This is a genomic window from Cohnella sp. LGH, from assembly GCF_017671885.1.
Classification (GTDB): Bacteria; Bacillota; Bacilli; order Paenibacillales; family Paenibacillaceae; genus Cohnella; species Cohnella phaseoli.
The window spans coordinates 719,483-732,376 of sequence record NZ_CP072117.1 but is presented as its reverse complement, the minus strand read 5'-3'; the positions used below and the strand labels follow the sequence as shown (position 1 = coordinate 732,376).

Here is a 12,894-nt window from a genome sequence, read left to right as displayed (position 1 = left end):
CGCTCGCAATTTTGAATCGTTTACAATCGTTTCAGATTTTTTACCTATGCGAATTTCGATACTGCATCGGAGACATTCCCGTCATCTTTTTGAAAAAGGTCGTGAAGTAAGAGTTGGAATCGAAACCGGTGCGTACGGCAATGTCGTTGAGCTTTAAAGAAGTATTCAGCATCAGGTCGATGGCTGCGTTTAATCGGATCGATTGAATGTAATCGAGCAAATTGCGGCCCGTCGCCTGCTTGTAGTATCGGGAAAGATAGGACGGGTTAAAATGAACCTCGCCCGCGATCGTCGTCAGCGACAAGTCGCCGCTCAGATTGTCCTGCACATACCGGTGGACCTGCTCGATCAGCCAGCCCCTCTGCTCCTCCGGCTCTTTGTCCTCGCCCGACCCCATGCCTTCCCAGAGAAGCGCTCCCGCTTTGCCGAAATCGATAATGGCTAGCGGATGGCCGAGTCGAGCACGGTCGCGAATGCCCGCAAGCATCGCTTCCAGCCGTGAATGCGCCGTCTCCCAGCTTTCGGCTACGTTGCCGGAAATGCCGAATATGACGGAGGTGTCCAAAGCCGCTTCGCATTCGTTCTGCACCTGCTCCAGTATGCCCTTCAAATACGCAACGACTCCTTCGCCGGCATCCCCGCTTCCCACAGGGTCGCCGAATCTGGCCGACAGCTCCGCGTCCGGCTGCAGCAGCCATACCTGAGCTTCCTCCTCGCAGATCGTCTGCTCGCAGGCGAGCGACGTCGGAAGCAGCTGTCCGAAAATGCGCTGCACCGCCTGCAGCGTCTTGCGCTTAGGCGGCTCGGCGCGTTCGACCCACCCGGCGACAAGATACGCCGGGCGATCCGCGGAAATGGTAAAGCTCAGGTCGGCGTAACGCTCGTCGGCTATAAGCGAGGGAAGCGGCTCTCCCTTCAGCAGCTCCGTCATCATTTCCTGCTTCAAATACGGCTCCGCCAGGTGCAAATGAAGCTGCGCCCTTTCCTGCTCCAGCCGCTGCCGGTTCTCCTCCTCCAGCTTGCGGATCGCCTGCTTGACAGCCTCGAAGATCGGGTCCATGCCTTCCGTTTTCAGAATATAGTTGTCCACATTTTTGCGCAGCGCTTGGTAGACGTATTCGAACTCGCTGTAGCCGGTCAGGAAAATAATCCGGCAAGTCGGCCAGTAATAAATGATGTCGTCGACCAGTTGCAGGCCGGTTTTGCCCGGCATGCGAATATCGCTGACCAGGATGTCCAGCTTCGTTCTCTTGGCGATTTCCAGCGCTTCGGCGGCAGAGTAGGCTTTGCACAGATCCAGCTCAAACTCCGGATTGCCTTGGAATAATTGCATTAATCCGTTTACGATAATCGGCTCGTCGTCTACGATCAACATCCGATACATAATCGTTTAATCCCCTTTTCCGCTCAATTTGATGACCAACTCGGCCCTTAATCCACCGTAAGAGCTGCGGGACAAGAACAGCCCGCTGCCTGCGCCGTATTTAAGCTCCAGACGGTTATGCACGTTAATCAGGCCTGTCGTCTCTTTCTGTCCGGATTTTCTGACCAAGCGATCCTGCAACTGCTCCAACCCCTCGTCCGTCAGCAATCCACCGTTATCCTCCACAATGATCTTTACGCATTCGTCCTCGTGCGCAACTCCGATCAACACCATTCCGTCGTCCGCTCCGTCTTCGAAGGCATGATCGAATACATTCTCCACAATAGGCTGAATGATGAGTCTCGGAACGTGAACGCCCTTTAACGAATCCGGAATCTCCTCGTAATCGTAGGAAATACGGTTGGAAAACCGGATGCACTGAATTTCGCAATAATCGAGAGCGTGCCGATACTCCTTCTCCAGCAGCACCTCGTCCGAGCCGCTCCTCGTAATGTATTGATAATAGCTCCCAAGCCTTTGGGACAGTTCCGCTGCGCTCTCGGCGTCGTTAACCTTGCACAGCATGTAGATATTGAAGAAGCTATTATACAGAAAATGCGGATTGATCTGCGATTGGAGCTGCTTCAGCTCCGAGCGCTGCAGGGCAATCTTCTTCTCGTAGTTGTCCTCAATCGAACGCTTGAGACGGGTTACCATGCGGTTGAAGCTCTGGAACAGATAGTGGAATTCGTCCTTGGTCTTGGATTCGATGACCAGGTTCAAATTGTCCGTCTCGATCATTCGAAAAGCTTTAACCAGATTGGACAGCGGCCGGTGAATCATCACGTTGATCGAAAAAGCATACAGTACCAGCACAAGCGCGACGATGCCGAACAAAATATAAAACGACAGGTTGAATTGACTAAGAGGCCGCGTCAATTCGTTCTCGTTCACGTACATCGTCAGCGACAGCTTTAACGAACTGACCGGCTGATGCGTGATGAAATATCTCGTGCCGTCCACCTTGCGTACTTCGGGGCTGTCGTCTCCGACGACGGGCTCGCCCGGGATCAACAGGGGCTCCAGCTCGTCGGGCCGGTCGTCCTGCGCCGTAGACAGCACGCTGCCCAATTCGGGGCTGCCTAGAAACACTACCGATTCCCGGTACAGGAACGCAATCTCGCGCAGCTCCTCGGCCAGCTTCGTTTTGGAAATTTCGATATAAGACCAGATTCCCGCGTTGTTCTCGGTTTCGATAAAGAAAAGCCGCTCGCCCGCTTGATAAAAGGACGGCTTGGGCGATTGCTTCAGCAACTGGGAGATCAGCTCGTACTCGGGATTTGGAACATTCGTTATGCCGCTTGCGCCCGAGATCGTTTTGCCGATGGATTCTACATACACCCCTGCATTGACGACGTATTCGCTCGTGCCCGCAATCGGCATCAAGCTGGCTCTCACCTGCTCGATCAGCTCGACCTCCTCGTACTCGCCCAGCTTGCCTCCACGGAAGCTTAGCTTCTGCAGCTCCTGTTCGTTTAACAAGCGCAGCTGCTGGTTGCGAACGAAATACATCTCCTTGTCCAACTGCTTGGCGTAGAAGGCTGCGCTCGCGGTGGCGGAATCCAAAATCGTATTTTTCGAAAAGGACATCCCCCTGTAATTGATCCATATGTTCAAAATAATTAGAGGAACCATGAACACGATAAAAATGATGACGATCTTCTGATATACGTAAATATTGGCTTTTCCGCTTACCCGCAGCTTCATAGCGCACCTCCGAATGTACTATTCATACCACAGGTGAAGAGTTTTTGAAAAGCGGAGGCAGGACCGATTCCGCTCTTCGTTAGTTTGTATTTTGCGTACACACATACCCATGAGAAAAACAACAATTTCGCTTTCTATCGCTGCTTCTGACAACTGCTTGCGGCAATTCCAACGATTCCAAATCGCCGGCAGCGTCTTCGACGCCAGGAAGCAATACCTTGGAGACGAAAGAAGTGAACATCCGGTTCGCCTGGCAATGCCAAAGAATCCGGAGCATCCGAAGGAAGCGTTCAAGTTCATCAAGTTCTATGTCTCGCAAACGGCTCAGGAGATCAACTCCTCCACCGGTCTGGGCATGCCCGTGCTGAAGTCGGTAACGAACTCCGGGATGTGGCTGCTTGAAGGAAAGCCGCAGGAGCATGTGCAAGTCTTCTTCGATCAGTTGAACAATTCCAAGAGTCTTCCGTTCGATCCTCTGTGGTCCAAGACCATCGATGAGATTTTTATGCGGGAGATGGTTCATGATCAGCAATTCTGGACGTCTCTCAAAAACACATTCGTGTTTTCCTTATTGACCATTCCTCTTGGAATTGCTGTGGCTTTTGTTATCGCGCTGCTCCTGAACCAGTCGATCAAGGGAGTTAATCTCTATCGCGCCGCCATATTTCTGCCCGTCGGCATCTCCATGATCTCTATTTCGGTCATCTGGAGATGGATTTTGAACACCGATCTAGGCATTCTGAATTATGTGCTTAGCCTCGTGAATCTGCAAGGCGCAGGCTGGTTGTCGGATGAAAAATATGCCCTGTTCTCGGTGTCGGCCATTTCGATATGGAAAAGCGTGGGCTTCAATATGGTTATTCTGCTTGCAGGCTTGAAGGGGGTTCCCTCCCATCTGTATGAAGCCGCAACCATTGACGGAGCCGGAGCCTGGAGACGCATGACACGGATCACCCTGCCCTTGATCACGCCTTCTTTATTTTTCGTGTCGATCATGTCGGTCATCGGTTCCTTCCAAGTGTTCGACCTGATCTATTCCACAACAAGCGGCGGTCCCGGCGACTCCACGCGCGTAATCTATTACTGGGTTTATCAGAATGGGTTTAAGTTCTTTGAGATGGGATATGCCTCCGCTCTGGCTTGGGTCGTATTCATTATGTGGTTTGCAGTTACGCTGTTGCAGATGAAATTTTTCGGGAACAAAGTAAATTATGAGATGGACTAGGTGATAGATATGACCTCCTATACAATGAGCAATCGCGTGAAGGCGAAGTCGCTTCTCATTCATGCCGTTATGATCGTCTGTTGCATCCTGTTCATCTTTCCTTTTCTGTGGATGGCATTGACCTCGTTCAAGACTCCGCAGGAAATTTTCCAATGGCCGCCCCGTATGTTTCCTAATAAATGGAGTTTCAGCAATTATCAAGAAGTATTGACGGCTGTGCCGCTGCTCCGAATGCTGCTCAACTCCTTATTTGTTGCGGTTGCTGTAACTGCGGGCACGCTGTTGTTCAGCTCGTTGGCCGCCTACTCATTCGCGCGTTTGCGCTTTAAGGGCAAGGATCTGCTGTTCAGCATGTATTTAGGCACGATGATGGTGCCTCTAATGGTGACCTTGATTCCGACGTTTGTGATTATGCGAAAGCTGGGAATGGTCGACACCTACTATGGGCTTATCGTTCCCGGGTTTTTCGGCATGACCATACGAGACAGCTTGACGAGGCGGCGCGGATAGACGGCTGCGGGTATTTCGGCATCTATTCGCGGATTCTGATGCCGTTAATGAAGCCGGCTCTCGCCTCTCTGTTCATCTTTACCTTCATAGGAGTATGGAATGATTTACTGTGGCCGCTTGTGGTCATCCAGACGGAAAGCGTCAAAACGATCACGCTTGGCCTGGCTTCATTCCAAGGACTATATACGACCAAATATCACCTGCTAATGGCTGCTGCGATGATCTCAGTCCTTCCGGTTATGGTCGCTTATATTAGCAGTCAGAGGTATTTTATAGAAGGAATCACTCTGACCGGTCTCAAGGGATGAGTTCAAGCACAACTGGACAACTATTAACATAATTAGGAGTGGGATTCTTGAATCTTTATAACGGACTAAATATGGGATTGGGCAATTTGGCGCGTCTGTCTGACGCTAAGACAAGATCGATCAGCCCTGAAAATTTTACTGGCGAGAAAGGCAAAGGAGGAATGGCGACAGAAGGAACGGGGGCGAACTGCGCGCGCGATCTGGGCATTGGTTGGAAAGTGTCTCCTTCCGTCGAGATCGAGCCTGGAGCTGTGTTTACAATGGGAGAAATTCAAGGGCCCGGCGCAATCCAGCATATGTGGATGACGTGCTTCCCGACATTTTGGAGAAATTTGATCTTCCGTATTTTCTGGGACGGTGAAGAGGAAGCTTCCGTTGAAGTGCCGATCGGCGATTTCTTCTGCAATGGCTGGCAGGAGCGCAGCAATGTCAATTCATTGCCGATTGCGGTGAATCCAACCGGGGGAATGAACAGCTATTGGCAGATGCCTTTTCGCCACTCTGCCAAGTTGACGATGGAAAATAATCTTCGGAGAAAGCCGTACTGTACTATCAAATCGACTATACGTTGACGGAAGTCCCGGAGGATGCGGCATATTTTCACGCCCAGTGGCGCCGCACGAACCCTGTGCCGTACAAGGATGTCTATACGATTATCGACGGCATCTCGGGCATAGGTCATTATGTCGGAACCTATCTCGCCTGGCAGGTGAACAACACCGGTTGGTGGGGAGAAGGAGAAATCAAATTCTACATGGACGGGGACAAGGAATTCCCGACGATATGCGGAACGGGAACCGAGGATTACTTCGGAGGCGCATGGAATTGGGAGCAACCGCTGGGTACGTACAGCACCTATTCCATCCCATACTTGGGAATGCACCAGGTGATTCGACCTGATGGCTTGTATCGAAGCCAGACGCGCTTCGGCATGTACCGCTGGCATGTCATGGACCCGATTCGGTTCGAAAGCGATCTGCGGGTGACCATTCAAGACCTCGGATGGCGCTCCGGCGGGCGATACTTGCCGCAGCAAAGCGATATCGCTTCGACGGCCTTCTGGTATCAGGCCGAGCCCCACGCCTCGTTCCCGACACTGCCGGACAATGATGCGCGAGAAGTCATTTAATCCAGCCATATCAGCGCTCACGTCAACGACGTGAGCTTTTGTTTGTCAGGCCATCTGCAACTTCCAACTCCATCCAGAGTGAGAAGAGAGCGGAAAATGTTTCGATTGGGGGTATCCGGCGGCACTTCATCAAACAGACGGTGTCGTGCGGTCGAAAATCGCCTTACGGTAGTTTTCCGGGGATAATCACTTGTTTTCCTCATATATTTTGCAAAAATAAGCCGAGTTGAACTGCCCGACCAGCCATGCGATTTCATGTACAGGTTTATGCACTCGCGAGCTTGGATGGCTTCCCGCCGGCATCGCAGGCAAAACCTCGCGTTTCAACTCCCGCAGCAGAAGGAGCAGCAACAGCACGCGGGACCTTTCGTTATCCGAACACCTGCGTTGAAGATATTGAATATCATGCAGACCGGAGACTGGATCAAGCACAAATCCTACGATTATCAACCGGCAACTTCGTTCACGAGAAGCATAATGTCATTATCATGGGCGCATCCGGCGCAGGGAAAACCTATATCGGCTGTGCGCTTGGGATCTCAGCTTGTCGGCAGTTCTTGGCTACGAAGTATATCCGACTGCCGGAGCTATTGACCGATTTAGCTGTCGCTCGCGGAGATGGCACGTACAAGAAAGTGATCGCGCAGTACAAGAAGATCAGCTTGCTCATTATCGACGAGTGGCTGCTCGTTTCGCTTACCGCGACCGAATCCCGTGACCTGCTTGATATCATTGAAGCGCGTCATCAGAACGCCTCGACGATTTTTACTCACAATTTGCGCCGGAGGGCTGGCACGAGAAGATCAACGAACAGACGATGGCCGATCCCATTCTCGACCGCATCGTGCATAATTCGTATCACATGCTCATTGACGGCGAGGATTCTATGCGCAAGAGAAAAGGAATTCCGAGCTAATCTGCATACGGAGCCACCACTTCGCTCGGGGTGGCTCTTTCCACTAACATAGTGGCTCTATTTCGTTAATACAGTGGCTCTGAAAGATTAACCGAGCGGCTCTGCCGCACCGAAATATTCAGTCGATCTATTGGCTGGAATAGGGATATGTCTATCTTATGCCGCTGCAACTCCCGCTGAATGAGTGCTTTGTCAGAATAAAGTATTGTAGCCGGAATGTGTTTAGTCGAACAACGACTAACACATTCCGGTCTTTTGGATTGCCCAGTATTCCTTCATGCCTAATCTAATTAGGTTTAACCTATGAATAGGCTTCCTACTTTATTTAGCTTTGGTATACTTCACCAAAACCATCATAAGTCTCTCCGTGCACTCCACTTATCGTAAATCTTATTTTTGCTCCGTTGAATGTTGTACTGTTCCCGTAAAGATTTGCACCTGTTGCGCTTGTTTTTGATCCAGAAACGGTAGTGCTTCCCCATACAGTATCACCAAACCAACCCTCCTGAACAACTGCATAAGTAATCGAGAAATTATTGTTAGTGTAATTATCCGATTGATATTGTTGTAAGTTTAAATACAAGTATTTGCTGGATGTATTCACATCAAAAGAGCAACTTGAATAAAAGGTAGTTGAATAATTCCTATCCCAGAAATTCCAATTACATAATTGGGTGCTGGCAGCCGGACTTAACGATTCAAACGGACTTGCATCACTTAAAGATTGATCTGACTCAGGGTTCTGAATATCATAACCCATTACTACTTTCCAAACCCCTTCTTTGATTTTCAATCCAAAAGGGACACTTACCTTCTCACCAGTATCAAATAGGATTTCTACGGTTATTACATATTCCGATTCACTCTTGGATGCTAAAGAAGTAACAGTGTATGATTCGATTTTTTCGCTTCTCTCCAGCATATCTTTTTCATAAAACTCAGCTCTACTAACTTCATCGTCTACAAAGCGGATATCCTCTGACAAATTTAACATTGCCGTTGAATCCCGGTCGTTCACACTATCAAATAAAGTATCTAAGGATTTTGTAACAAAATCGGGAATTGATTGCTTTTCTTCACTTGCAATCGCCAAATGAGGAATTGCCAGCAAAAGAAAAACGGATATCAATATAATTTTTTTCAACTTCATAATATCCACTCCAATGCACTTTTATAAAGGGGCCCCTTATTTGTAAACAATACCCTTTTTTTACAATCACATTCTATGGGCCCTTTTTCCTGATTTAAGAAACTCAAACAAAAGATACCCTAAAACGTTGAATAAAAAAATAATTACTATCCAAGTTTTCTTATTTTGATTGAAAGGAATTAAAGAACTAAACCATAAAACGAATATTAACCAATATCCAATCAAAAAATATGCTCCATATAGAACAAATACCGGTTTGTAACTTCTTATAACAAGTTGACCCTCTAATATATATTCATTATTATCGGAGGAAATAATAAACCCATTTACTGTGTCACTTTGAAAATGATTGTTTCTCAAGGGAAAGGCGGAAATATTGTCCTTATATCCAAAATGAGGATACTCGTACATGAATTTTGGAGTTGGTTGTTGAGAGTTTGCTTGGATCTTCAAAAAAACTTCTTTAGCGTACGGATGTTCATCAATCCAGTCTTCCGCCATCATTTGTATGTCCCTGGAAACAACAAGATCGGTAGATAAATCCTGGTTTTCGTTGTTGTAATAACTGATCAATTTAGACTTAAACTGCTCTAACCCCGTAGTAACTCTTTGATTTTGAAATTGGTACATAAGTATTAGGACTGTACCGACAATAAACATAAAAATCGCACAACACAGCAACATTCTGTTGCCCTTTTTCTTCATTATGATTTCAGGGTCATCACGAAAGTCTCCAAAACGTTCCAAAGTTAATGCATATGCCCTTTCAGGATCATGCCCCTCATTTAGAAGGTCCTTCATAGATTGCACAAGATTTCTCGTTATTTCTTCACGAAAGTCTTGTGTATCTTTTACAGTATCTCCTACTGTTTCGCACATGGAATCAACCGCTTTGTTAATACGTTTCATATATGTACTATCAATATCTATTTGAGCCTTATCCATCAATCTCACCCTCCAACAATTCGTTCATGATATCTCTAATAAATACCCACTCTTCCTTTTTTTTCATATAATAACCAATGCCTTCGGGAGTTATCTCATAAAATCTGCGACGCCCTCCATTATTATCAGATGAGTCCCAATATGATATTAAAAATCCGTTTGTCTCAAGCCTTCTAAGTGCTAAATACATTGTTGCTTCCTTGATAGAGAATTTTCCGTTGGTTTTTTTACCAATTAGTTTAATCAAATCATAACCATATCTTTTTGTGGTTTTTAGGAAGTTCAATACAATAATCTCGATGAAACCTCGCAATATCTCTTTACCGATTTCCATGTAATCATCCTCCTTTTTACATAATAATGCAATATACTAAATAAAGCAATGTAGTTGGGGATTAAAAACGAAACGAGTCAATAAATTTACTTGAGTGGAGTGGACTTGACATGGTGTCGTATGCTCATACGCTCCACCATCCGCCTGGTAATTACCCATTTCGAGCGCATAATAAAAAATGGCAAAGCAAGGGACATCCACATGTCCTTGCTCCGCCATTTTCATCTGTCCGCTCTACAGTTGAATGCCTGCGCTAGTCAAGCAAATCCTTCAACTCTTGAGGTGAATTGTTCCACCATTCTTCATTGTGCTCCGTAAGCAGCTTGCGAAGAGCCGTCTTCTCGTCCGGACCGATGTTGTCCAGCATGTACTTGCGCTTAAGCGCAGCGTCGAGCCGATTGACGTGATCGGGCAGCACCTTCCAGCCCTTCCTCGCCTCGGAATCGATCAGCATTTCGCACGAAGTTGCGCCCGCATAATACGAACCGCTCTCGTTGCGGTCGACAGCCACCCATACGATCCAGGCCGGACGGCCGTTCGGCACGAGGGACTTGTCGGGCGAAAATCTGATCCCCTTCTCGATCTTACTCTTGGCATGCATCGCGCCGACATCGATATACGCCACGCCCTCGTCGATCATGACGCAGGCGACCTGGCTCAGGTCGATCGATCCCGCGCCGAAGCCTTTATGTTGTTTATTGCTGACGACGTTAAGCGACAGTTTCTTCTTCTCCGTCGGTTGATTCGGATTATCCATGGTCAGCCTCCCGTAAATGCCGTTACATACGAAAAAACCGGGACCGAAACCCTCGAAAATTCGAGTCTCGCCCGCTTCTTATGCGACGTCTATTGACGCGAACGTTTGTTCCGTCTATTTTAGGTAATTCTGTACTCAACATCATAACAAAACGGAAAACATAAGTCTATTGTTTTTTACGAAAATGCGCCACAATAGGTAAAGCAAACGGAACGCCAGGGCGTGTCTGCATACTCCGAGGACAGCAGATATGGCCGAATTTTCGTTCCATGCAAGGAACTTTTGTGAAGGCGTACCGGGGGTACGTCAAGCAAAAGTGACGAAGCAGGGGGCGAAAAGGCGGTGAAAGATGCCCCTGAGCGGGTTTGTAGACACGCCTTGGGAGGATTGGCACTTATGGATACGCAAAGCCCGGTTTATCGGGAGGAACAACAACGGCTGCAGGATACCTTCCGGGAAATCGACCGACAGAGAGCCGGAATAGGCCCGGTCTACCGGGGACAGGATTTCACCGAGCAGCTGCTGGAAGAGAAGCGTGAGGAATATCGGCGCAGGCTCGATCTGCTCGGCAAGGAGCCTTACTTCGGCAGGCTGGATTTCAAGGAGAACGGCAAACCCATGCCGCTGCCACTGTATATCGGCAAGAGAGGGATGGATCTTCAAGAGACGGGAGAGCCGTACGTCATCGATTGGAGAGCGCCCGTCGCCAGCCTTTTCTACTCCTTTACCGGAGGCGAAGCGCCGGTCACCTATGACGCGCCGGACGGCACAATCCACGGAGAAATCTATCGCAAGCGCAACTTGTCGATCCGCGATCAGAAGCTGGGCCGCATCGTCGACAGCTACGAGCGGGGAGGCGACAACATCGGTTTGAACGACGAGTTCCTCCTCTACAAGCTCGGGGACAAGAAGGATAACAAGCTGCGGGACATCGTGTCCACGATTCAGGCCGAGCAGGACAGCATCATTCGCGCCCCGCGCCATAAAGCGCTGATCATCCAGGGGGCCGCCGGTTCGGGAAAAACGACGGTCGCGCTGCATCGGCTCGCTTTTCTGCTCTACCAGTATCAGCAGCAGATCCGTGCGGAAAGAATGGTGATTTTCGCTCCGAATACGATGTTCCTCGACTACATTTCCGGCGTGCTCCCTGAGCTTGGCGTCGGCAACGTCAAGCAGACGACGTTCGCGGAATGGGCGCTGGAGCGGCTGAGCGGCAGCATCAAGCTGGTCAAAGACGCCACGGAGGGAGAGCTGTGGTTCTCACTCGAAGGCAAACGGCCGACGATCAACGATGAGACGCCGGGAAGATATAAAGGCTCGCTCGCCTTTAAAGCGCTATTAGACGAAAAGCTGAAGGGACTGGAAACGCATTTTCTCGATCCTCAGCCCTTTGAGCCATGGACGGGCCGCATTCTGCCCGCCGCTACAATTCGCGAATGGTTCGAGGTAGAATACCGTCACTACGCGCTCGCCCCGCGTCTGGAAAGACTGAAAGCCAGAATCAATCGCTGGTTGGAGATGCAGCTTGGAGAGATCGGAGACCCGAAAATTCGCAAGGAAAAATCCAAAACCGGCAAACAACGGTTTCGGACCTACACGAACAAATTGCCCAAAGCGGACGCCTTGAGCTTCTACCAGCGCTTGTTCTCCTCGGACGACTCGGCGGACATTCCGAAAAGCATTGTCCAAAGCACGAAAACCTATCTAAAAAAGAGCGAGGTTCGGCATGAAGACCTTCCCGCTCTTGTGTGGATTCACTATGTTTTGAACGGGGCGGAAAACCTTGTGTTCGACCACGTTGTCGTGGACGAAGCGCAGGACGTATCCCCGCTTCAAATCGCCCTGTTGAACCAATTCATGAACGAGCCTTCGTTCACCATTCTCGGAGATTTGGCTCAGGGCATTCATGCTTATCGCGGCGTACAGAGCTGGGAGGAGCTGTCGGACGTATTCGCGGAGGAATACCGATCCTATCACGCCCTGCAGCAAAGCTATCGTTCAACGCTTGAAATCATCGAGTTCGCTAACCGCATTCTGCCGCATACCGGCACGGGACTGCCTCCCGCCGTCCCTGTATTCCGCAGCGGCGACCCGGTCGAGCTCGCTCACCTGATTGACGAAGCAGATCGCCTTCCCCGTATCGAACGCTTCATCCAGGATAATCGGGAGCGCGGCATGCAGACGATCGCGATCGTCTGCCGTACAGACGACGATTGCGCACGGCTGGCCGATGAGCTCCGCGGCGCCGGCGTCGAAGCGAACCTGATCTCCGAGAATCAGACCCAGTATCGCGGCGGCATAACCGTCGTTCCTGTATATCTGGCCAAGGGCCTCGAGTTCGACGCCGTGCTTGTAGCCGACGCGGACGACCGCCGCTACGCGGCCGCGCCGCAGGACGCCAAGCTGCTGTACGTCGCCTGCACGCGCGCGCTTCACCGTCTGACTCTGATGTATCAAGGGCGGCAGAGCCCTCTGTTCGCCGAATCCTAA

10 protein-coding genes and 2 pseudogenes are annotated in these 12,894 nt (G+C 49.6%); 6 read left to right on the top strand and 6 right to left on the bottom strand.

The features are described 5' to 3' along the window. Positions 1-40: 40 nt before the first annotated feature. Both J4772_RS02910 and J4772_RS02905 read right to left on the bottom strand, forming a co-directional pair. Positions 41-1,384 carry a response regulator transcription factor gene (locus J4772_RS02910; protein WP_209074094.1) on the bottom strand — a complete coding sequence of 448 codons (1,344 nt, stop codon included), beginning with the start codon at positions 1,382-1,384 and terminating at the stop codon, positions 41-43. Between the two features lie 6 nt (positions 1,385-1,390). Next, a complete protein-coding gene (locus J4772_RS02905; protein WP_209074093.1) occupies positions 1,391-3,130 on the bottom strand; it encodes a sensor histidine kinase in 1,740 nt (579 codons plus the stop codon). A gap of 256 nt (positions 3,131-3,386) precedes the next feature. On the opposite strand from J4772_RS02905, the gene J4772_RS02900 reads away from it, so the two are divergent. The 5 genes and pseudogenes from J4772_RS02900 (at position 3,387) to J4772_RS02880 (ending at position 7,218) form a co-directional block, all read left to right on the top strand. Beyond that, on the top strand, positions 3,387-4,355 hold the full coding sequence (locus J4772_RS02900) for an ABC transporter permease subunit (RefSeq protein ID WP_209074092.1): 969 nt from the start codon (positions 3,387-3,389) through the stop codon (positions 4,353-4,355). Between the two features lie 9 nt (positions 4,356-4,364). Then, positions 4,365-4,865: a carbohydrate ABC transporter permease gene (locus J4772_RS02895; RefSeq protein ID WP_209074091.1), complete on the top strand. Its 501-nt coding sequence runs from the start codon at positions 4,365-4,367 to the stop codon at positions 4,863-4,865. Further along, positions 4,862-5,173 carry a carbohydrate ABC transporter permease gene (locus tag J4772_RS02890; protein WP_209076892.1) on the top strand — a complete coding sequence of 104 codons (312 nt, stop codon included), beginning with the start codon at positions 4,862-4,864 and terminating at the stop codon, positions 5,171-5,173. The genes J4772_RS02895 and J4772_RS02890 overlap by 4 nt, the downstream gene beginning before the upstream one ends. Positions 5,174-5,244: 71 nt before the next feature. Further along, positions 5,245-6,302 (top strand): annotated as a pseudogene (locus J4772_RS02885) (glycoside hydrolase family 172 protein). A 245-nt stretch (positions 6,303-6,547) separates the two neighbouring features. Beyond that, positions 6,548-7,218 (top strand): annotated as a pseudogene (locus J4772_RS02880) (ATP-binding protein). Between the two features lie 325 nt (positions 7,219-7,543). Here the strand turns inward: J4772_RS02880 and J4772_RS02875 are convergent. The 4 genes from J4772_RS02875 to J4772_RS02860 form a co-directional block, all read right to left on the bottom strand. Then, positions 7,544-8,368 (bottom strand): hypothetical protein, encoded by an 825-nt coding sequence (locus tag J4772_RS02875; RefSeq protein WP_209074090.1) that lies wholly within the window; start codon positions 8,366-8,368, stop codon positions 7,544-7,546. 66 nt (positions 8,369-8,434) lie between these two features. Beyond that, positions 8,435-9,313 (bottom strand): hypothetical protein, encoded by an 879-nt coding sequence (locus tag J4772_RS02870; RefSeq protein WP_209074089.1) that lies wholly within the window; start codon positions 9,311-9,313, stop codon positions 8,435-8,437. Then, on the bottom strand, positions 9,306-9,647 hold the full coding sequence (locus tag J4772_RS02865; RefSeq protein ID WP_209074088.1) for a PadR family transcriptional regulator: 342 nt from the start codon (positions 9,645-9,647) through the stop codon (positions 9,306-9,308). The genes J4772_RS02870 and J4772_RS02865 overlap by 8 nt, the downstream gene beginning before the upstream one ends. A gap of 253 nt (positions 9,648-9,900) precedes the next feature. Then, complete coding sequence (locus tag J4772_RS02860) at positions 9,901-10,404, bottom strand: YwhD family protein (protein ID WP_209074087.1); 504 nt, start codon at positions 10,402-10,404, stop codon at positions 9,901-9,903. Between the two features lie 396 nt (positions 10,405-10,800). On the opposite strand from J4772_RS02860, the gene J4772_RS02855 reads away from it, so the two are divergent. Further along, positions 10,801-12,894, top strand: coding sequence for a HelD family protein (locus J4772_RS02855; RefSeq protein WP_209074086.1), 2,094 nt, complete (start codon positions 10,801-10,803; stop codon positions 12,892-12,894).